At 64.3% G+C, this 19,749-nt stretch carries 19 protein-coding genes and 1 pseudogene; 11 read left to right on the forward strand and 9 right to left on the reverse strand.

Features of this window, described 5'->3' with window-relative positions:
• The 3 genes from CAG29_RS27625 to CAG29_RS27645 form a co-directional block, all read left to right on the forward strand.
• A partial coding sequence (locus tag CAG29_RS27625) for a DUF2235 domain-containing protein (protein WP_170930462.1) occupies positions 1-1,655 on the forward strand: 1,655 nt, incomplete at its 5' end.
• Positions 1,648-2,298: a DUF2931 family protein gene (locus CAG29_RS27630; protein ID WP_085657157.1), complete on the forward strand. Its 651-nt coding sequence runs from the start codon at positions 1,648-1,650 to the stop codon at positions 2,296-2,298. The genes CAG29_RS27625 and CAG29_RS27630, both read left to right, overlap by 8 nt.
• A gap of 640 nt (positions 2,299-2,938) precedes the next feature.
• Positions 2,939-3,367 carry a nuclear transport factor 2 family protein gene (locus CAG29_RS27645; RefSeq protein ID WP_085695439.1) on the forward strand — a complete coding sequence of 143 codons (429 nt, stop codon included), beginning with the start codon at positions 2,939-2,941 and terminating at the stop codon, positions 3,365-3,367.
• 89 nt (positions 3,368-3,456) lie between these two features.
• On the opposite strand, the gene mqo is transcribed toward CAG29_RS27645, so the two are convergent.
• The 3 genes and pseudogenes from mqo to CAG29_RS29210 form a co-directional block, all read right to left on the reverse strand.
• Positions 3,457-5,103: a malate dehydrogenase (quinone) gene (gene mqo / locus CAG29_RS27650; protein WP_085586721.1), complete on the reverse strand. Its 1,647-nt coding sequence runs from the start codon at positions 5,101-5,103 to the stop codon at positions 3,457-3,459.
• A 483-nt stretch (positions 5,104-5,586) separates the two neighbouring features.
• Positions 5,587-6,450: a methyl-accepting chemotaxis protein gene (locus CAG29_RS29205; protein ID WP_371857692.1), complete on the reverse strand. Its 864-nt coding sequence runs from the start codon at positions 6,448-6,450 to the stop codon at positions 5,587-5,589.
• Positions 6,442-7,374: pseudogene (locus CAG29_RS29210) on the reverse strand (MCP four helix bundle domain-containing protein); the annotation flags it as partial. The gene CAG29_RS29205 and the pseudogene CAG29_RS29210, both read right to left, overlap by 9 nt.
• A 30-nt stretch (positions 7,375-7,404) precedes the next feature.
• Here CAG29_RS29210 and CAG29_RS27660 point away from each other — a divergent pair.
• On the forward strand, positions 7,405-7,719 hold the full coding sequence (locus CAG29_RS27660) for a DUF2388 domain-containing protein (RefSeq protein ID WP_085586719.1): 315 nt from the start codon (positions 7,405-7,407) through the stop codon (positions 7,717-7,719).
• Between the two features lie 113 nt (positions 7,720-7,832).
• Complete coding sequence (locus CAG29_RS27665) at positions 7,833-8,234, forward strand: hypothetical protein (protein ID WP_085586725.1); 402 nt, start codon at positions 7,833-7,835, stop codon at positions 8,232-8,234.
• 12 nt (positions 8,235-8,246) lie between these two features.
• Here the strand turns inward: CAG29_RS27665 and CAG29_RS27670 are convergent, their stop codons facing one another.
• Complete coding sequence (locus CAG29_RS27670) at positions 8,247-8,972, reverse strand: tellurite resistance TerB family protein (protein ID WP_085633900.1); 726 nt, start codon at positions 8,970-8,972, stop codon at positions 8,247-8,249.
• Between the two features lie 220 nt (positions 8,973-9,192).
• On the opposite strand from CAG29_RS27670, the gene pcsA reads away from it, so the two are divergent.
• A complete protein-coding gene (pcsA, locus tag CAG29_RS27675; protein ID WP_085586717.1) occupies positions 9,193-9,915 on the forward strand; it encodes a phosphatidylcholine synthase in 723 nt (240 codons plus the stop codon).
• A 9-nt stretch (positions 9,916-9,924) separates the two neighbouring features.
• Positions 9,925-10,311, forward strand: a complete 387-nt coding sequence (locus CAG29_RS27680; RefSeq protein WP_085586716.1) for a DUF488 domain-containing protein — start codon at positions 9,925-9,927, stop codon at positions 10,309-10,311.
• 303 nt (positions 10,312-10,614) lie between these two features.
• On the opposite strand, the gene CAG29_RS27685 is transcribed toward CAG29_RS27680, so the two are convergent.
• From CAG29_RS27685 to CAG29_RS27705, 5 genes are all read right to left on the reverse strand, one after another.
• Positions 10,615-11,427: a class I SAM-dependent methyltransferase gene (locus CAG29_RS27685; RefSeq protein ID WP_085641114.1), complete on the reverse strand. Its 813-nt coding sequence runs from the start codon at positions 11,425-11,427 to the stop codon at positions 10,615-10,617.
• A gap of 30 nt (positions 11,428-11,457) precedes the next feature.
• On the reverse strand, positions 11,458-11,730 hold the full coding sequence (locus CAG29_RS27690) for a DUF4242 domain-containing protein (protein ID WP_085586714.1): 273 nt from the start codon (positions 11,728-11,730) through the stop codon (positions 11,458-11,460).
• Positions 11,731-11,949: 219 nt separating this feature from the next.
• Positions 11,950-13,164, reverse strand: coding sequence for a cytochrome c biogenesis protein DipZ (locus CAG29_RS27695; protein WP_085633896.1), 1,215 nt, complete (start codon positions 13,162-13,164; stop codon positions 11,950-11,952).
• Between the two features lie 43 nt (positions 13,165-13,207).
• A complete protein-coding gene (locus CAG29_RS27700) occupies positions 13,208-13,618 on the reverse strand; it encodes a hypothetical protein (RefSeq protein ID WP_085586712.1) in 411 nt (136 codons plus the stop codon).
• 29 nt (positions 13,619-13,647) lie between these two features.
• Entirely contained in the window at positions 13,648-13,917 is a 270-nt protein-coding gene (locus CAG29_RS27705) for a DUF2790 domain-containing protein (RefSeq protein ID WP_085586711.1), read from the reverse strand.
• Between the two features lie 303 nt (positions 13,918-14,220).
• On the opposite strand from CAG29_RS27705, the gene CAG29_RS27710 reads away from it, so the two are divergent.
• The 4 genes from CAG29_RS27710 to CAG29_RS27725 all read left to right on the forward strand — a co-directional run bounded on the left by CAG29_RS27710 (position 14,221) and on the right by CAG29_RS27725 (position 19,748).
• The gene (locus CAG29_RS27710) at positions 14,221-14,961 is read left to right on the forward strand and encodes a response regulator (RefSeq protein ID WP_085586710.1); all 741 of its coding nucleotides are present in this window, start codon (positions 14,221-14,223) and stop codon (positions 14,959-14,961) included.
• Positions 14,958-16,265 (forward strand): HAMP domain-containing sensor histidine kinase, encoded by a 1,308-nt coding sequence (locus CAG29_RS27715; protein WP_085586709.1) that lies wholly within the window; start codon positions 14,958-14,960, stop codon positions 16,263-16,265. Before CAG29_RS27710 ends, CAG29_RS27715 begins: the two co-directional genes overlap by 4 nt.
• A 266-nt stretch (positions 16,266-16,531) precedes the next feature.
• Positions 16,532-18,712 (forward strand): hypothetical protein, encoded by a 2,181-nt coding sequence (locus CAG29_RS27720; RefSeq protein ID WP_085633891.1) that lies wholly within the window; start codon positions 16,532-16,534, stop codon positions 18,710-18,712.
• Positions 18,699-19,748, forward strand: a complete 1,050-nt coding sequence (locus CAG29_RS27725) for an NAD(P)/FAD-dependent oxidoreductase (protein ID WP_085695440.1) — start codon at positions 18,699-18,701, stop codon at positions 19,746-19,748. The genes CAG29_RS27720 and CAG29_RS27725 overlap by 14 nt, the downstream gene beginning before the upstream one ends.
• Position 19,749: the final 1 nt, after the last annotated feature.

Consider the following 19,749-nt stretch of genomic DNA (forward strand, 5'->3'; position numbering starts at 1 on the left):
TGACCATCAGCGGGGCCGAGGTGAAGGCCAATACCGGCGGGGCGCCGGGGGTGGGGAGCGGGATTGCGGTGTTGGCGCCCCTGATTCCCGGCATCGCGGCAAAAGACGCGAAAGGCAATCTGCTCAGCGCGCCCCCGATCGGCAAGTTCAGTGCCGAGCCGGATGCGCCGAGCACGCCACCGTCGGAAGAAGAGCTCGAAGAAGAGGAAGAAGAAGTCGAAATCGAAGACATCACGCTGCGGGTGGGCATGTTCTTCGATGGGACGGGCAACAACCGCAGCAACAGCGAACGCGTTTATGGCTGCTTTGCGCCAGACGTGAACCTGCAAGAGATGGCGGAAGAAATCCGCAAGTACTGCGCCTCCTACGGCTACGACGGCAAGGGCAGTTCGCCGGACAACAGTTATGGCAACGACGTCAGTAACGTGGCCCGCTTATACGACCTCTACATCAACCAATCCGACGAAGAGATTCCGGCGGATGCGGAAATGGCGAGCGTGTCGATCTACGTAGACGGGATCGGTACGAGCAGTACGGGTGAGGATTCTATCTACTCACAGGGGACGGGGCTTGGGGCGCAAGGGGTCAGGACGCGGGTTGAGGAAACATCGGGACAGTTTCTGAAAACCATCCGTACTTTTCAGGACAACAATCCGGACAAACGGATTAAAAAAGTTGAGTTCGATATTTTTGGGTTCAGCCGTGGCGCTGCCGCTGCACGGGATTTTGCGAACGAAGTCATGAAGGGGCAGGAAAGCGTTCTCGCGAAAGCCTTGCCGGCCGGCTCTCCGGCCCTGACTGCTTCGTTCCAGTGGAGTGCCAAGTCGGATGTTTCGATCAATTTCATAGGCATCTACGACACGGTTGCGGCCATTGCGAATCCGTTGCTTGGGGACTTCACTGGTCATAACGCCAGAAACCCGGGGATCAATATCGCTCTTCCTCCAGGCATCGCGAAAAAAATCGTTCACCTGGTCGCCAGAAATGAACGTCGCTACAACTTCTCCCTGAACAGCGCAGGGTCGGCCGACATCATCATGCCCGGCGTACACTCCGACTTGGGCGGCGGGTATCTGCCCAAAGCCACAGAACGTGTACTGATCAGCAAACCGCGCAGAAGCGACGTTGATCGAACGACTCCGACCTCAGAGGCCAATAGCTATAAGCTCGCACAGCAAGATTTGCGACGCCTGCAAGACCAGATGGCCCAATACAACCTCCCTCTCGAGCTACGCACCTGGGAAGTTCCCTTTACCAGCCGGGACAGGGATGACCGAACACCGAAAAAACATGTTTATGCAGCAGTGAGCAGCCGACGTGAGGTTCGCAGTGAGCTTTCTTTGATTTATCTAAGGACAATGCGCGAACTAGCCGTAAAAAATGATGTTCCATTCAACGAAATCCCGGAAAAAGATCCGCGATTGACACTACCAGCGGAACTCACTCCGATTTCCGAAAAGATCATTAACTATGCATTGGGCAAAAGCCAAACCATTGGCCTTTCTCCTCAAGAAGAAGAGCTTCTTTTTCAAAAATACATTCACCTGTCCGACAACTGGAATGCGGCAAAAGGCATGAACAACAGCGATCTGGACGTTGTATTTATCAATCGACCTACAGACAACAACCAACGCACGGTTCACCCCAATGAATAGGCATCTACGCTTTATCGTTGCGCTCATACTTACGTGTGGCTCAACCTTCGCCCACAGCGGTTCGCTGCCTTATGAGGCTTGGCGCTTGGGTTTCTCAGCTCCGAACTACATGGAAGTCTGGATCGAGACAGCTGACGTCATAGATGTTCAAGGTCGAGTTTATAGACGCGCAATGAGCGGCAACTCAGCCATTCAAACCCCACCCAACAATTCCGGCAATCCGAAGGGTTGGCCAAAAAGGCCAGGCTGGGGAAAAGGGAAATACGTGACAGGGGCCGACCTTCCCAAAAAAATCTATGTTCGCTGGCAGTCCTTGGTCGAGCCGCAAACCTACCAAATGGGAATTGACATACCTGAGTCGACAAGGGAAATCATGCGCAAAGGTGAAAAAACATTCTGCGCTGCCGACGGAAAATGGATTACAGGTTATCGAGAAGCATTGGTTGTTGGCCTTGCGCCTGGCGGCATAGCAAAGGTTTGGGTGCTAGGCCCTTGTCTGTCGCCCATTGAGGTCACGAGAGTAAAGGCAGAAGTTGACCCACGAGGCCCATATGAAGGGAAATCCGGCGGCAAATATGACTCACTTTCCGACGTGTCCAAAGCCTACGTCGAAAAAAAGGGTGTCCCGTATGGCTCCTGGTGATATTTCGATACTCGCACTATGAGTACCTGGTTCAAGCCAGCAGATTCAGCAGCGAATGGACAACAGACGGTCGGAACTCGTGGAAGGTGCCCATCATTCCGTTTCGCTGCTTCGGGATCAGCCGATTCTCGTCGACTACGTCTACAGGATCCGGCAGGGTCGCAAGAGCGCTTTCCTGTACGAAAACCTGGATACCTCGCGGGGCAGCAACGTGCACTGGAGGTGCATTGCCCTCAAAAAGGCGTGGACGTGCTGCTGGTGATCGGAGAATTCAGCCCCTTCCTTCGGCCTCAAACCGGAGAGATGGTCGCCAGCACACCGATCAGAATGGTCAGCGTCAGAAACCCACCCAGGAAAATCGCCATCTTCGCCATGTTGCTCTCCTCAATGCCAGGTTTGCGGTGCACCGGACGCTTCGGGATGAAGGCCGCCGCGGATGACCGAACTGCCGGGCTATTTTGAGCGTGTGTCTGTTTGGGTTACAGAGGCAGATTGCGCAAGAAAAAGCGGATCAGATGGACATCTGATCCGCTTGCGCGATGCCCCTACATTCAGCGCAGCACACAAAGGTGCCCATTCCCGCTTGTTGATCTAGAGTCATGGGCGCCTTTCGAAGAACAACAACAGACAGGAGTGAACGATGGCCGACCTCAACCTGCACCCCAACGCCGCCCGATCCCTGGACCGCTGGCACGCGATGATCCGCACCGGGGACCTCTCCGCGCTGCCCGAGCTGCTCGACCCCAAGGCGGTGTTCCGCTCGCCGATGGCCCACACGCCCTATCCGGGCGGCCCCGTGGTCGCCATGATCCTCAACACCGTGAGCACGGTGTTCGAGGACTTCGCCTACCACCGGGAACTGGCGACGGCCGACGGGCTGAACGTGGTGCTGGAGTTCAGCGCCAAAGTGGGGAACAAGGAGCTCAAGGGCATCGACATGATCCGTTTCGATGAGCAGGGGAAAATCGTCGAGTTCGAAGTGATGGTGCGGCCGATGAGCGCGCTGCAGGTGCTGGGAGAGGAAATGGGGCGGCGGCTTGGGGCTTACCTGGCGGCGGCCAGAGCCTGATCCATCGCCTCGCCCCAGGCAAGGCACCGGGCGCAAAAAAGCCCACTGACCGTCACCGGTTCAGTGGGCTTTCCCAATCTGGCGACTGGTTACAGCGCCATGTCACGCGAAGCGTTTTCCTTCGGCGCCTTGGCCTTGTCGGCCGCAGCGTCCGCCGCCGGGGCGGCCTGGCCGATGACCGGTGGGGTCGGCAGTTCCAGGACTTTGGCGGTGTAGGCCCACTCTTCGGCCACTTTGGCCGGATCGCTGTTCAGCTGGGTGCCGTAGCTTGGAACGATCTGGTGCAGCTTGGCTTGCCACTCAGGGGTGGCGACCTTGTCCTTGAAGACCTTCTGCAGCACGCTCAGCATGATCGGTGCAGCGGTCGAAGCGCCTGGCGATGCGCCCAGCAGGCCGGCGATGGTGCCGTCCTGCGAAGCGACGATCTCGGTGCCCAGCTTCAGCACGCCACCGGCCTGCTCGTCACGCTTGATGATCTGCACGCGCTGGCCGGCCTGCCACAGGCGCCAGTCTTCGGCCTTGGCGTTCGGGAAGTATTCCTTCAGCGCGTTCAGGCGGTCTTCATCCGACAGCATCAGTTGGCCGGCGAGGTACTCGACCAGCGGGTATTCCTTGATGCCGACCTTGGTCATAGGCCAGATGTTGTGGGTGGTGGTGCTGGTCAGCAGATCCAGGTACGAACCTTCCTTCAGGAACTTGGTGCTGAAGGTCGCGAACGGCCCGAACAGGATGACGCGCTTGCCGTCCAGGACACGGGTGTCCAGGTGCGGAACGGACATCGGCGGCGCGCCGACGGACGCCTTGCCGTAGGCCTTGGCCAGGTGCTGCTCGGCGATGGCCGGGTTCTCGGTCACCAGGAACGAACCGCCCACCGGGAAGCCGGCGTATTCCTTGGCCTCTTCGATGCCGGACTTCTGCAGCAGGTGCAAGGCACCGCCGCCGGCGCCGATGAACACGAACTTGGCGTCGGTCTCGGTCTTGGTGCCGTCCTTCAGGTTCTTGTAGCTGACGCGCCAGCTGCCGTCGGCGTTCTTGGTGATGTCCTGCACTTCGCTCGACAGCTTCAGGTCGAAGTTCGGCTTGGTCTGCAGGTAGCCGGCGAACTGGCGGGTGATCTCGCCGAAGTTCATGTCGGTGCCCAGCGGGCTCCAGGTGGCCGCGATCTTCTGGTTCGGGTCACGCCCTTCCATCATCAGCGGAACCCACTTCTTGATCACTTCAGGATCTTCGGAGTACTGCATGCCGGCGAACAGCGGGCTCGCCTGCAGGGCTTCGTAGCGTTTCTTCAGGAACTTGATGTTGTCGTCACCCCACACGAAGCTCATGTGCGGCGTGGTGTTGATGAACGAGCGAGGGTTCTTCAGGACGCCCTGGCGAACCTGCCAGGCCCAGAACTGACGGGACACCTGGAACGCTTCGTTGATCTCGACGGCTTTCGGGATCGACACCTTGCCGTTCTCGTCTTCCGGGGTGTAGTTCAGCTCGGCCAGCGCAGAGTGACCGGTACCGGCGTTGTTCCAGCCGTTGGAGCTTTCCAGGGCGACGCCGTCGAGGCGCTCGACCATCTCCATCGACCAGCCCGGCTCCAGCTCGTTGAGCCACACACCCAGGGTGGTGCTCATGATGCCGCCGCCGATCAGCAGCACGTCCACTTTCTTCGCTTCTTCCGCGTAGGCGGACGACAGCCCCATCGACAAAGCCAGCCCCAGCAAGGCCGTGTTCACTTTCTTAAACATCTGTTGCACCTATGATAAAACGCCTTCCGCCCGCCGCTGTTGTGCGTGTGGGGCCCCTTGTTCGCGACGCTCAGGCCAGCGGCGCGGGTTCCGGCACACTTCAAAATTGACGGGTGGGCACACAAGGCCGACATGCGACATCGGCCTCAGTTATATGTCCCTTCTGAACTGACTTCTTATCATTATTGGCTTCAGCTACTTGAGCGACAGTGATTCCGCCGGCCCGCGAATGGCGGGCCGAACCGAATGAGGTCAAACCAAGTTGGCGCGAAGAATATCACGTCAGGGCCAACCCGCGCGTCTGTTCCCGACTTGGCGGTCTCTTTGCGCCTGGCCCGTTATCGGCCGCGCGGGGCGGAACATGACGGAGCCTTTCAGCCGTTTCCACCCCATTTCCGGGTGTCCCATCGCGAGCAGGCTCGCTCCCACAGGGCTCCGCGGTGATGCGGCAATGTGTTACTCCGTGTTAACAACGGGAGCGCGTCACAGCCGGAACCGGTCCACCGACTGCGCCAAACGCCCCGCCAGGCTCGACAGTTCATCGGTGGTGCCCGCCGTCTCGCCGATCACCTTGCTGTTGCCCTCGGACATTCCGGCGATCATTTCCACCTGATGGGCGATTTCGTTGCTGGCCTGGCTCTGCTCGCCGATGGTGCGGGTGATGTCGTTGACCAGTTGCGTGGTGTTGAGGGTGGCCTCGAGGATCTCGCGGATGGCGCGCTCGACATCGGCCGTGACCGCCATGCCCTTGTCGACCTGGGCCACGCCGGCCTCCATGCTGCTGACCGCCTCCCGGGTGCTGCTCTGGATACGCTCGACCATGGCGGCGATTTCCTGGGTCGAGGCGCTGGTACGGGCGGCGAGGCTGCGCACCTCGTCGGCGACCACCGCGAAACCGCGGCCCTGCTCGCCCGCCCGAGCGGCTTCGATGGCGGCGTTGAGCGCCAGCAGGTTGGTCTGGTCGGCAATGCTCTTGATCACCTGGATGATGTTGAAGATCCCTTCCGACTCCTGGTCCAGCGTCCGGATGACCTGGGCCGAGCGCTTGGCCGAACGGGCGATGTCGTCCATGTCGCTGACCACTTGGTGGATCACCTGCCCGCCGTTCTTGGCCAAGGTCTCGGCCTGGCTCGCCATGTTCAGGGCCCGCTCGGCGTGGCGGGTGATCTCTTCGATGCTGGCGGTCATCTGGCCTGCGGCGGCGGCCATGGTGCCGGCGGCGGCGCTCTGCTGCTGGCTGCTGTCGGCGACCTGGTGGCAGCCGTGGCTCAACTGCTCGCTCATGCCGCTGACGCCGTGGGCATTGCGCCGCACCACGTCGATCATGTCGCGCAGGTCGCGCTGCATGGTGCCCAGGGTGCGGATCAGGCCGCTGGCTTCGTCCCGGCCGGCGGGCTCGGCGATCGGTTCGCTGAGGTTGCCGTGGGCGATGCTCTCGGCGATGCGGCTGGCGGCCCTCAGGGGCCCGGTGATGCCCAGGTACACCCAGCGGCCCTCGGCCAACAGCAGCAACAGGCTGGCCAGCAGCACGGCGCCGAGGGCGACGTTGGCGCTGCGGATCGCTGCGGCGGTGCCTTCGCCGGTCTGACGGGTGTTGCTCTCGATCAGTTCGCTGAGGGCGGCCATTCGCTCCTCCAGCTGGCTGAACGCCGTGTTGAACGTGCCCAGTTCCTGCTGCGCCGCCTCGGGGTTGTCCAGCGCCAGGCCGACGATCCGTTCGCCCGCGCCGATGTAGGTGTCCAGGCTCGGTTTGATCTGTTCGAGCGCAGCGCGGATCGTCGGGTTGACCGGCAGCTTGAGGTTCTCGCCCAGCACCTCGCGAAAATGCGCCGCGTGCTCGTTGACCGACTGGCGCACCTCCTCCGCGGTGCTGGTGCTTTTGCCAAGGCCCGTGAGCATCGCCGAGAACACGTCGGCGCGCAGGGCGTCGTGCATCATGTCGGCTTCCAGGTGGTTGCGCAGCGCGGACATGCTCACCGCGCTGTCGTCGAACGCGGCGGACATCCGCCCGTTCCCCACATAGCTCACCAGACTGACGATCAGCGCCGTCACCAGGCTGGTCGCTATCAGCAGCATCAAGCGCAGTTTGATCGACACCGTGGTTTCCTCCCTGGTCACGCCGCCAATTGAGTCGTCAACGTTTGAGTTAAGCCTATTTCCGCCGGCCTGCCGCACCGGAACGTCTCGGCGTGTGTCTACGCCCCGCCGTCCGCCCTCCGGCACGGAACTCCCGCACCGCCGCGCACCTCTCACATTATGTGGTAAGTCCATTTAGCCGCTTGCTGTTGGAGGTACACCGCCATGCGCCACTTAGTGCTCGTTTCGTCCCTCATCCTCTGCCTGCCCTTCGGCTCGGCCCTGGCCCGCGTGGACGCGGGCGACGTCGCCACTTCGGCGGGGATCTCCGCATCGCTCTACTCGACCTTCAAGGACCACAAGCTGGTGATTCCGGCCCGTGACGACCTGTCCGCCTTCGTCGCCAGCGGCGGCGCCATCCGGGGCGTGTACCTGGAATCGGTGCTGCAGCAGGTGCGCCAGGACAACCCAGGCCTTACGGCCAGCGACGAAGAACTGGCCAACGCCATCCTGGCCCATTACGAAGGCCTGTCGCAGTAGACCAACATCCCCGACAGCGGTGGCCGACCGTAGTCGCCACCCGCCCGCCTGCCGATGGACGGCAGGCGGGCGGGCATGGGCAAAACCGTCGGACGGCCTCTATGATGGAGGCCATGACGATTTGCGCACCGATCCGCTCCCCCTGCCCTCCCGGCGCCTGCAATTGCGGGCGCGATCCACTGCTGGAGAATCCCGGCGCGGATGTGCGCATCCTGATGCTGACCCGCCAGGAGGAAAAGCGCTTGCTCGAACGCCTGGAAAACCTGCAGAGCCTGGCCGACCTCGAACGCCTGCAAGGCCGGATGTTCGAGCAGCTGGGCATCCGCGTGAGCATCTCGCCGGGGTTCAACGAAGTGCGTACGATGCGCGGCATCGCCATCGACATCGATGAATTGCCCGGCCTGTGCCGCAAGACCCGTCAGTCGATCCCGGCCGCCATCCGCCGGGGGCTGGAGCGCCACCCGGAAATCGCCTTCGCCCTGCTCAACGCCCACGACCTGCTGCGCGACGCTTGACGGCCGCCCCGGTCAGGCGCCGCCCTTGGCCTGCTGCTCCAGGTGCACCTGCAGATCGGGGTCGATCCCCAGCGCCGCCGCCAGCTCGTCCAGGTAATTGCGTTCGGCCTCCTGCTGGTCGTCCACCAGCATCACGCTGGCCAGGTACATCTCGGCGGCCATCGCCGGATCGCCCTGGGCCGACTGCGCCACCTCCGCAGGATCCAGTGGCTTGGCCACTTCGGCGTCGAGCCATGCCTGCAGTTGCGGATCATCGGTGTGGCGGCCGATTTCGCTGCTGATCAGGTGCTTTTCCGATTCGTCGATGCGCCCGTCGGCCTTGGCCGCGGCGATCAGCGCACGCAGCACCGCGTGGCTGTGTTCCTCGACCTGCGGGCCGGAGAGCATGTCCGCGGTCTGCGGCGCCTGTTGCGGAGCGGCGCTGGCCTGGCTGCGTTGCCAGGCCTGGTACGCCTGGAACGCCATCATCCCGAGCGAAGCCAGCGCCGCGTAGTTGGTGCCGCCGGAACGGCCCTGAGCGCCACCGCTCAGCGCTCCGCCGCCCAGCAGGCCGCCCAGCAGCCCGCCCAGTCCGCCCAACCCGCCGGCGGGCGCTCCGCCTGCGCTGTTGCCGCCTCCCAGCAACCCGCCGAGCAGGCCGCCGAGGCCGCCCAGCCCGTCGCTGGCCGAAGCACCGCTTTGTTGTCCCGCAGAGGCCTGGCCCCGCAGCAGTTGTTCAAGCAAATCGCTGGTGTTCATGACGGTGTCCTCCGGACGGCGTGAATGCGTCTGGCAACGATAGCCCTGCGCTGCCGCAGCGCCAGCACCGTTTGGCTGAAGCGCGGGGCCGGACGGCGATTTCTCCGGCATCCTTTTTCCGCGGCCAGCTAAGATTCATTGAGGGTGAACCTTATCCCGGCGCCACCGGTCGATACCTGCAACCCTGACCCGGCCCGCCTCACTTTCTGGAGAACGCCCCGTGATATCGACCGTCCACATCGCCAGGCTCAAGGCCTGGGGCGCCCATGGATTCACCGCGACCGGCGTGGTCACCGCTTTCCTGGCCACCCTCGCGCTGTTGGAGAACCAGCCGACCCATTGCCTGATGTGGCTGGGCGTGGCGCTGATCGTCGACGGGCTGGACGGGGCGCTCGCGCGCAAGGTCAACGTGCAGTCGGTGCTGCCAAGCTTCGACGGCTCGATCCTCGACCTGGTGATCGATTACCTGACGTACGTGTTCATCCCCGCGCTGTTCATCTACCGCTACATTCCCCTGCCCGACTACACCCTGCTGCTGACGGTGTCGCTGATCCTGGTGTCGTCGCTGTTCTGCTTCTGCAACGTCAACATGAAGAGCAAGGACAACTACTTCGTCGGCTTCCCCGCCGCCTGGAACGTGGTCGCCCTGTGCCTGTACATCATCGCGCCGGGGCCGTGGCTCACCCTGCTGACGGTGATCGGCCTGGCGCTGCTGACCGTCACCCGGATGAAGTTCCTGCACCCGTTCCGCGTGCGCCGGTTCATGCCGATCAACATCGCGGTGACGGCCATCTGGTTGCTGTGCAGCCTGTCGCTGGTGCTCAACCATCCGGTGATCAATCCGTTCGTGATGGGGCTGTGGCTGCTGATGTCGGCGTACTTCCTCGGCATCTGCGTCTGGCGCACGGCGCTGGAGTGGTTCGACGGCGCTCACCTGAAATAGAGGTTTCCCATGCCGATCCGTATCGTGCGCCTGGGCTCGCCCCGCGCCCCCGAAGAAGGCCTGCGCCTGGGCACCGTGCGCCGCCCGCCGCGCGGGGTGCCCAAGGCCGAGTTCGCCCGCCGTGATTTCTATGATGTGTGGCAACCGCTGCTCTCGCCCAGCGCCGACCTGGTGGCCGAAGCGCTGCACGCCGAGGACGCCAAGGCCTGGGCCGCGTTCGTGCGCAAGTTCAAGGCCGAGATGAAACAGCCGGCGGCGAGCCAGATGCTGGATCTGCTGGCGGCGCTGTCGCACCAGACGTCGTTCGCCCTTGGCTGCTATTGCGAGGAAGAAGCGCACTGCCACCGTTCGGTGTTGCGCGAACTGCTGGTGGCGCGGGGGGCGCAGGTCAGCTGAGCGTTCGCGAGCCCTTCGTTGCCTGTCCCGCCGCCATCGCTGGCAAGCCAGCTCCCACAGTATCCGGGGTGTTCGCCTCAACGGCGGGCAACCGCAGTCCTTGTGGGAGCTGGCTTGCCAGCGAAAGCAATGGCCGCTTCGATGCAGGCATCGGCTCTACCACAGTATCCCGGGTGTTCGCATCAACGGCGGACAACCGCAGGCCCTGTGGGAGCTGGCTTGCCAGCGATAGCAATGGCCGGCTCGATGCAGGCATCGGCTCTACCGGCACCCGTCGCAGCGCCGCACTTGCAGGAGCAGGCCTCAGCGTTTGGCGATGACCACCTCCAGATACTCGCTCGGCACCACCAGCGATTTGTCCCCGCCCCGGTTCAGGCTGTTGAGCAGTTGGGCCAGATCGTTTTCCAGCGCCAGGCCGCTTTCCGGCGGCAGCGCGGCGAAGGCTTTGTGCACCGGTCCGTACCAGTGGCGGAAAATGTCGATGAAGTGCGCCGCCGAGCGGTAGCGGAAGTTGAAGTGGCGCCGCGTCACCTGAACCGCAAAATGGCGATCGTCGAACCGGGCGTGCAGCCAGGCTTCCGTCCCCCAGTTCGAAGGCGGCTGGGCGCCGGCCGGCGGCGGCAGGTGCCGGCCCAGGGTCTTGAACATCTGGCCGACGAACCCTTCCGGGGTCCAGTTGGCCAGACCGATCCGCCCGCCCCGTCGGCAGACCCGCGCCAGTTCGCTGGCCGCCTTGTCCTGGTCCGGTGCGAACATCACGCCGAAGGTCGACAGCACCGCGTCGAAACTGCTGTCGGCGAACGGCAGCGCTTCGGCGTCCGCCACCTGAAAGGTCACGTCCAAATGCTCGGCGCGAGCCCGGTCCTGGCCGCGTTCGAGCAGCGCCGCGACGTAGTCGGTGGACGTCACCAACGCGCCGCGCCGTGCCGCCGCCAGGGTCGCGTTGCCGTTGCCGGCGGCGACGTCCAGCACTTCTTCGTCGCAGCGCAGGTCGCAGGCCTCGGCGAGGTTTTCGCCGACGATCTGCAAGGTGGTGCCGATCACGGCGTAGTCGCCGCTGGCCCAGGCGACTTTCTGGCGTTCCTTCAGGGCAGAGAGATCAATGGGGGTACTCATGATGCGCAGCTCCGCTGACGGTGGCCCGGCTCATTCGGCCGTGGTCGGGTCGATGATGCTCGTCACCTGCGACACGCTGTTGGCGGGGAATCCGCCCAGCCTGGCGTGCTCGCGAACCAGCTCTTCGTTGGGGGCGATGTACACGCAGTAGATCTTGTCGCCGGTGACGTAGCTGTGCAGCCACTGCACCTGCGGTCCCAACTCACGCAACACCTGGCAGGACGTCTGCGAAACGGATTTGAGTTCTTGCGGCGAGAGCTTTCCGGCCCCTGGAATCTCGCGTTCAATCACAAACTTCGGCATGGCAACCTCGCTTGCTTCTCATCGGTGCTTGCGCCGGCAGTGGCGCAACCCGACCACTATCGCGCCGGGGGCGGCCGGCGTCCTTGCCAATCGTCCGGAGAGCCCGCAAAACCGGGGCTTTGCCGATGAGCGGCGGGATTTTGTAAAGGCGTCGAAACACAACCGCGACCACGGAAAACGGCCCGGGGCTTTCGCCGCCGGGCCGTCGGTCTGCGCGGCTCATGCGGCCGGCGCTTTCGCCTCTTCCAGCAATTGCCGGATCATCTGTTCCTGGGCCTCGTAGCGGCCTTCGCCGAAGTGGGTGTAGCGCACTTGCCCCTTGGCGTCGATCAGGTAATGCGCCGGCCAGTACTGGTTGTCGAAATGCCGCCAGATCGCGTAGTCGTTGTCGATGGCCACCGGGTAGGTGATGCCGAGCTTCTTCACTTGATCCTTGACGTTGTCGATGATCCGCTCGTAGCCGTATTCCGGCGTGTGCACGCCGATCACCACCAGGCCGTCCTTGCCGTACTTCGCTTCCCACGCCTTGACGTACGGCAGGGTGTGCTGGCAGTTGATGCAGTCGTAGGTCCAGAAGTCCACCAGCACCACTTTGCCGCGCAGGGATTCGGCCGTCAGCGGCGGCGAGTTCAGCCACTGCACGGCGCCGGACAGGGACGGCATCGTACCCTTGCCTGCCTCCTCCATCAGCGAGTCCGCCCGCACTTTGCTGATGAAATAGTCGACCACCTTCGGCACGTTCTCCAGCACGCCCTTCTCGACCGACGCCACACCTTCGGACGACGTGCTGGCCAGCAGGGGCTTGTCGGCGCCGGTGGCGATCACGGCGGCGGTGGCCAGCACCGCCACGCCGGCACCGCGGCGCAACCAGCCGGTGAACGGGATCGACGGCTTGAGCCGGTTGACCAGCCCGCGTCCGGCGAAGATCAAGGTACCCAGCGACAGCGCACTGCCCGCGCCGTAGGCCAGCAGCAACAGGCTGGTCTGGGCGTTGGCGCCTTGCAGCATGGCACCGGTGAGGATCACGCCCAGGATCGGCCCGGCGCAGGGCGCCCACAGCAGACCGGTGGCGACGCCGAGCATGATCGATCCCATGGGCCCGGCCTTCTTCCGGGCGTCCGGATCGAGGCGGTTGCCGAGCAGGACGAAGGGACGCGACAGCCAGTCGCCGACCCGGGCCGAGATCAGCGACAGAGCGAACAGCACCATCACGAACAGCGCGATGTGGCGGCCGGTGTTGCTGGCCTGGATCACCCACTCACTGCTGACCACCGCCAGGCTGGAGACCAGCGCGAAGGTCAGGGCCATGCCGCCGAGGGTCAGCAGGATCGAGGAGCGGCTGCGGTGGGCACCGGCGAACAGGAACGGCACCACCGGCAGGATGCAGGGGCTGAGGACGGTCAGCAGGCCGCCCAGAAAAGCGATGAGAAGCATGGGAGTCACCTTGATGTCGGAAGTGTTCCTGGTTCTGTGGCGGTCAGGCGTTCTGGCTGTCCAGCCATTGGCTCTGGGGTGTGCGGCTGGCGCCGTTCTCGGCCACCAGTTGACCCTGCGGCGTGCGGCTGGAGCCGTCGGCGGCCACCAGTTGACCCTGCGGCGTGCGGCTGGAGCCGTCGGCAGCCACCAGTTGGCCCTGCGGCGTGCGGCTGGAACCGTCGGCAGCCACCAGTTGCCCCTGCGGCGTGCGACTGGAACCGTCGGCGGCCACCAGTTGGCCCAGCGGCGTATGGCTGGAGCCGTCGGAAGCGAGGCCTTGCTTGGCCAGCGGCGTCAGTTGGAAGCAGGTGCCGTTGCCGCAGCTGTGCTGCTCCACGGCAGCGCTGGCGTGGGCGGCGACACCGGCGAAGGCAAAGGCGAAAGCGGTCAGAAAGCGCGATACGTTGTTCATGGCGTTGATCCTTTTATGAAAGTGGGCAATCAGTTTTCGTTGTGGCAGCCGTCGCCGAACTTGCTGTAATCGAGCACACGGGTCTGGCCGGCCGAGTCGAGGTAGGTCATGCGGGCGTCGACGATGCCGCAGCTCCCTGGGTTGCTTTCCTTGAGGGAAATCACTTTCTGGATGTCCAGATGCGTGCCGTAGGTGTAGGTTTGCGCAGCGACATCGGCCTCGGCGCGGGCCGACAGGGTGCAGATGTTCAGGGCGGCGAACAGGCAAGCGGCAGCGATGGTCTTGGTCTTGGCGTTCATGGCGTTTTCCTCGGGCGTCAATGGATGATTCGTTGTCCGGGCCCGGCGTCTGTGCCGTGCCTCGATGGAGCTCATTGAACGCTGGCGAGGTATCGCGCTTGTGTCGGCAAACGGCGCGTATCCATGGCTGTGTATCTGTGCAGGCCGGGGATACACAGCGATACAAAACCCTGAAAAAATCCGCTTTTTGCGTCAGCCTGTATCCGCCTGCGCGGCAGATACACTGCAATACAAACCCAGGCAGGCGGGCCCCTCGGGGCTCGATAGACTGCGCGTCATCCCCTTTGATTGAGGTTTGGCCCCATGGATCATGTCGATCACATCCTGATCGTCGACGACGACCGCGAGATCCGCGAGCTGGTCGGCAATTACCTGAAGAAGAACGGCCTGCGCACCACCGTGGTCGCGGACGGCCGGCAGATGCGCAGCTTCCTGGAAGCCAACACCGTGGATCTGATCGTGCTCGACATCATGATGCCCGGCGACGACGGCCTGCTGCTGTGCCGCGAGCTGCGCGCCGGCAAGCACAAGGCCACGCCGATCCTGATGCTCACTGCGCGCAACGACGAGACCGACCGCATCCTGGGCCTGGAGATGGGCGCCGACGATTACTTGACCAAGCCTTTCGCCGCCCGCGAGCTGCTGGCGCGGATCAACGCCGTGCTGCGCCGCACGCGCATGCTGCCACCCAACCTGGTGGTCACCGAAACCGGCCGCCTGCTGGCGTTCGGCCGTTGGCAGCTGGACACCTCGGCCCGCCACCTGCTGGACAAGGACGGCACCCTGGTCGCCCTGAGCGGCGCCGAATACCGCCTGCTGCGGGTGTTCCTCGACCATCCGCAGCGGGTGCTCAGCCGCGACCAGCTGCTCAACCTGACCCAGGGCCGCGAGGCCGACCTGTTCGACCGGTCCATCGACCTGCTGGTCAGCCGCCTGCGCCAGCGCCTGCTGGACGACGCCCGCGAACCGGCCTACATCAAGACCGTGCGCAGCGAAGGCTATGTGTTCTCCTTGCCGGTCGAAGTCCTCGGAGCCCCTGCATGAACCTTGCCCTGCGCTGGCCGCGCACCCTCGCCTCCCGGTTGTCGCTGATTTTCCTGATCGGGCTGATCCTCGCCCAGGCGCTGTCGTTCGGCGCGCAGTACTACGAGCGCTACGAAAGCGCCAAGCACACCATGCTCGGCAACCTGGAGACCGACGTCTCGACCTCCATCGCGATCCTCGACCGCCTGCCGGCCGAGGAGCGCCCGGCCTGGCTCAAGCGCCTGGCCCGGCCCAACTACGGTTACCTGCTCAGCGAGGGCGAACCCGGCACCCCGATCGGCGCAGGCGATGTGCCGGTGGCGGTCACGTCCATCACCGACGCCATCGGCGAGGCCTACCCGCTGACGTTCACCGACATCCCGGGCCCCAGGAAACACTTCCAGGGCCACCTGCGCCTGGGCGACGGCAGCCCGGTGACCATCGACGTGTGGCCGTCGATGGCGCCGCTCTCACCCTGGCTGCCGGTGGTGCTGATCGGCCAACTGGCCCTGATGCTGGTCTGCACCTGGCTGGCGGTGCGCATCGCGATCCGCCCCCTCACCCGCCTGGCCAATGCGGTGGAGACCCTCGACCCCAACGCCCACCCGATCAACCTGGACGAAAAGGGCCCCAACGAAGTGGCCTACGCGGCCCGTGCGTTCAATGCGATGCAGGCGCGCATCGCCGCCTACCTGAAGGAGCGCATGCAACTGCTCGCGGCGATTTCCCACGACCTGCAGACCCCGATCACGCGGATGAAACTGCGGGCCGAGTTCATGGACGACTCCGCCGAGAAAGACAAACTGTGGAACGACCTCGGCGAGATGGAGCACCTGGTGCGCGAGGGCGTGGCCTACGCCCGCAGCATCCACGGTTCCACCGAAGAGAGCCGGCGCACCCACCTGGACTCGTTCCTCGACAGCCTGGTGTTCGACTACCAGGACATGGGCAAGGACGTACAACTGGGCGGCAAGAGCGACGCGGTGATCGACACCCGCCCCCACGCCTTGCGCCGGGTGCTGGTCAACCTCACCGACAACGCCTTGAAGTTCGCCGGCGCCGCCGAACTGTGGGTCGAGCGGCAGGACGGCAAACTTTCGGTGAAAGTCATGGACCGCGGCCCCGGCATCGCCGAAGAGGAACTGGCCCAGGTGATGGAGCCGTTCTACCGCGTGGAGAACTCGCGCAACCGCAGCACCGGCGGCACCGGCCTGGGCCTGGCCATCGCCCAGCAATTGGCGATGGCTTTGGGCGGTTCGCTGAACCTGAGCAACCGAGAAGGCGGCGGACTGTGCGCCGAGCTGCGATTGCCCCTGCAAGGTTGATTTCTGTTTAAGAACCGCCGGCAAGCCGACGTCACGGACTACATTGCGCGATGCCGGCGGCTACAACGCCGGTAGAATCGGCCGATTGTTGCCCCTGGGCGACCCCTCTATCGTTGCGTGTATCGCCACATGCTCGCTGAACAGCCGAGCGATGAAGCAGACGTCCTCCGGCGACCGTCGGTCGTGACTGTCAGGTCTGACAGTCGCCGGACGCCGACATTTACTGTGTGGTGGCATCACATGCGCTCCGACCGAGACCGACCGCCATGACACTGCTGGAAAACGTAGAACAGACCTGCAAACGCCTGGCGCCCGGCGGGTGGCAGTCACTGATGCGGGCACACGGGCTGGACCTGTCGGCGGTGCCGCTTGACGTCGAGCTGCTCAAACCGCTGACCATCGATAGGACCCTGCCGGGCTTCGAGGATTTTTCAATGGCAGGCTTCCGGGCCATCGAGCCAGGAGAACCCTCGCGCAGCCTGCTCTTCCATGCCTTGGCCTCAGCGCGGGTCACGCTCGATGCAACCGGCCAGCCGTTGCAACTGTTTCCCTCCCCGGCCGAGATCGAAACGCTGCTCGACCTGGTCTTCGGCATCCGCCCTCCCACACTCGACGAGCTCCGGCAAAGGGCCCGGGGAGCGCCTCTCGCCGTAGCCGTGTTTGCCTGCGAATACCGTTGCGCCGTCGATACGGTGCACGGCGTACACGCCGACCTGTGCTTTTCCCGCACCGGCATCGCCCGTGTCGGCACCGCCGCCGCCCGGTACGACACCCGCCTGCGGAGCCATTTGCCTTGGGTGGACGATGACGCCTACGGCATCCGGGTCATGCCTGTGCGCTACAGCGCCTATGTCGCCGTGCAGCTCAAAGGCGACGCCGAACGGTTCGGTCCGTTGGACTTTCAGGAGGACATCGACGACGGCCTGGATTTCTGGGTGCCGCTGCACAAACTGTTCGAGGGCCCCGAATGCATCGCCGGCATGGAGCTGACGCTGCGGCTGGACAACCACCAGATCAACGAAAAGCTGCGGCACATACACCTGCGTCATGCCGGCACCGGTTGGCAGGAGCCGGAAATCAGCCAACCGCCGTTCGTCATCAGCGAGGGCCTGGCGTATTGGGCAGACCCGGCGGATCGGGGGCCAGGGCTCTTGCTGCCGCAGGTCAGGCCACGCCTGGTCGAGCCGGCCTGCCTCGACGGCCAGCCCCTTGCCTTTCAGATGCCGGCCGGAACCGCCGGCATGGTGCATGGCCGCCACAAGCTCAATGAGGACGGCAGCATCGAGGATCTGAACGACCGGGAAGGCGTGGGCGAGCTGGTCGACCGCGGCGGTTACCGGACCCTGCACTATCACGACGGTACGGCTGACGGTTGGGTGCGTGCGCATTGCTTGCCGTTGAACACCCAGATGCCGTCGGTGGCGGCTTACTCCGTGATCGGCCCGCCGGATTTCTTTCCCTTGTGCACCCAGCGACGGTTGCTGACGTGGGTGAACCACGAACCTGTAATACCCGACCCCGACATCTGGCACGCCCGGTTGCAAGCCCTGTCGAATGTCCGCTACTGCGCCAACCTGGCGCTCAAGGATCAACCGTTTTCGCCAGACGACCGCAGCGTGACGGCAATCGTGGCACAACTGCGCCACACCAGCGTTCCCCCCTCCGGCGACCTGCAACCGGCCATCGCCCGACCGACCTCATTGCCCGACGGCGCAGCCGGTGTGTTCGGCCCGGGTTGGGAGACCGGCTGGATCCGTCAGCGGATGCCAGACGACAGCTGGATCAATGTGCTCGCCGGTTACCAGATGGCCAGCCCGTTCACGGAAGACATACGCATCTGCGCGGCGCTGGGCTCGTTCTGGCCAGGCACCGCACCGGATTCGGCACAGACCTTTGAACCCCGCAGAACCTTGCACAGCATCATTCCGCTGACCGATGGGGAAACCGGTCAGGGGGCCGTCGCCTGGGATCACCAGCAACGGCCGCAACTGATACAGGATCAGGGGCGGACATTGGCCCGCTACCGCGCCTACGAATACAGCGACTACACGCAGGTCGCCCTCGACAACCGGTTTTCCCTGCAGCAGACCGGCGCCGTGGATCAGCAGGCCTACCAGAACCGGGTGCTGTCGATGTACCGCGTCTACAACGCACTCGGTGCAGGCCAGAACGACGCCGAGCGCAACCGTTGGCCGGTGCTTTCGTTCCAGAGCGTGCTGCGGCCCGATCCGGAGCTGGACCTGGCGGAGCGACAGGCCGGCACCGCACTGGACGGCTGGGTGCATCGCTACCGGATGTACCGACGCGGCGACGTCTCCACCCCGGCTGGCGACTTCAAGCGGCGGGACGTCGAGGTGCAGGAGCAGGTGAGCCTCTTCGTCAGCGTCGCAGCGATGCTGCTGAAGACCGACGGCGCCCCCTGGCGACTTGTGCTTGAACCGCTTTGATGTGGTGGTGGTCGGCGGTGGCCCCGCAGGATCCGCGGCGGCCATCGGCTGTGCGCAGCGCGGATGGCAGGTCGCCCTGATCGAGCGACACGCCTTTCCCCGCTTCCGCCCCGGCGAAAGTCTGCATCCGGGCATCGAGCCGTTGCTGCAACAACTGGGTGTGGCTGAACGGTTGTGCGGCATGGATGCCATGCGCTTCCACGGGCATTGGGTGCAGTGGAACGCACCGCCGCGATACATCGGCTTCGGCGGCGACGACAACGGCCCGTGGCGCGGCTTCCAGATCGCCCGAGCCCGGCTGGACATGGCGCTGCTGCAAAGGGCTGCGGCGCTGGGAGTGACGGTTCGTCAGCCTTGTCGGGCGCGACGGGTGCTCATCCACCAACACCGCGTGATCGGCGTGGACACCGACACCGGCCCCCTGTTTGCCTCGTACGTGCTCGACGCCAGCGGAGCGTCGGGCTGGCTCGGCCGTCGACTGCAGCTACCGCTGCGCCGTTGCTCACCACCGTTGCAGGTCCGCTTCGGCTACCTCGACGGGCACATTGCACCCTATTCGCAGACACCGCACCTGCTGTCCGACACCGACGGCTGGACATGGCTGGCGCAGGTGGAGGAACAAACGCTGCACTGGGCACGGCAGACATTCGAAGCGCAACGCCTGACGAGGGGGGATCACCCGCCTTGCGCATTGCCCGAACCGCTGCGGAACCTGCCGCCCCGGGGGCGCCCCCGCAGCGCCGACGTGACGTGGCGCATCAGCGCCGCCCCCGCCGGCAGCGGCTACTTCATTGCCGGCGACGCGGCCAGCCAGCTCGACCCGGCCTCCTCCCACGGCGTGCTCAAGGCCCTGATGACAGGCATGCAGGCTGCGCAAGCAATATCCGACTGTCTCCGGCATCCGGCTTTGCAGACGGCGGCGCAGTCGCAATACAGCCAATGGTTGAGCGACTGGTTCGAACGGGACAAGGCCCAGTTGCAGCGTTTCTATCGCCTGCACCCGTGTCCGCCCCGGTGGCTGCCGACCGATGAATGAA

Origin of the sequence: Pseudomonas sp. B7(2017), from assembly GCF_002112745.1 — a bacterium.
In the GTDB taxonomy this organism is placed as follows: domain Bacteria; phylum Pseudomonadota; class Gammaproteobacteria; order Pseudomonadales; family Pseudomonadaceae; genus Aquipseudomonas; species Aquipseudomonas ekonensis.

Coding starts and splice junctions, on each gene's coding strand:
- CAG29_RS27720 (WP_085633891.1), top strand. CDS start 16,532: ATGACACTGCTGGAAAACGTAGAACAGACCTGCAAACGCCTGGCGCCC.
- CAG29_RS27710 (WP_085586710.1), top strand. CDS start 14,221: ATGGATCATGTCGATCACATCCTGATCGTCGACGACGACCGCGAGATC.
- CAG29_RS27630 (WP_085657157.1), top strand. CDS start 1,648: ATGAATAGGCATCTACGCTTTATCGTTGCGCTCATACTTACGTGTGGC.
- CAG29_RS27700 (WP_085586712.1), bottom strand. CDS start 13,618: ATGAACAACGTATCGCGCTTTCTGACCGCTTTCGCCTTTGCCTTCGCC.
- CAG29_RS27665 (WP_085586725.1), top strand. CDS start 7,833: ATGACGATTTGCGCACCGATCCGCTCCCCCTGCCCTCCCGGCGCCTGC.
- CAG29_RS27715 (WP_085586709.1), top strand. CDS start 14,958: ATGAACCTTGCCCTGCGCTGGCCGCGCACCCTCGCCTCCCGGTTGTCG.
- CAG29_RS29205 (WP_371857692.1), bottom strand. CDS start 6,450: ATGCAGCGCGACCTGCGCGACATGATCGACGTGGTGCGGCGCAATGCC.
- CAG29_RS27645 (WP_085695439.1), top strand. CDS start 2,939: ATGGCCGACCTCAACCTGCACCCCAACGCCGCCCGATCCCTGGACCGC.
- CAG29_RS27660 (WP_085586719.1), top strand. CDS start 7,405: ATGCGCCACTTAGTGCTCGTTTCGTCCCTCATCCTCTGCCTGCCCTTC.
- CAG29_RS27685 (WP_085641114.1), bottom strand. CDS start 11,427: ATGAGTACCCCCATTGATCTCTCTGCCCTGAAGGAACGCCAGAAAGTC.
- CAG29_RS27705 (WP_085586711.1), bottom strand. CDS start 13,917: ATGAACGCCAAGACCAAGACCATCGCTGCCGCTTGCCTGTTCGCCGCC.
- CAG29_RS27695 (WP_085633896.1), bottom strand. CDS start 13,164: ATGCTTCTCATCGCTTTTCTGGGCGGCCTGCTGACCGTCCTCAGCCCC.
- CAG29_RS27670 (WP_085633900.1), bottom strand. CDS start 8,972: ATGAACACCAGCGATTTGCTTGAACAACTGCTGCGGGGCCAGGCCTCT.
- CAG29_RS27680 (WP_085586716.1), top strand. CDS start 9,925: ATGCCGATCCGTATCGTGCGCCTGGGCTCGCCCCGCGCCCCCGAAGAA.
- CAG29_RS27690 (WP_085586714.1), bottom strand. CDS start 11,730: ATGCCGAAGTTTGTGATTGAACGCGAGATTCCAGGGGCCGGAAAGCTC.
- mqo (WP_085586721.1), bottom strand. CDS start 5,103: ATGTTTAAGAAAGTGAACACGGCCTTGCTGGGGCTGGCTTTGTCGATG.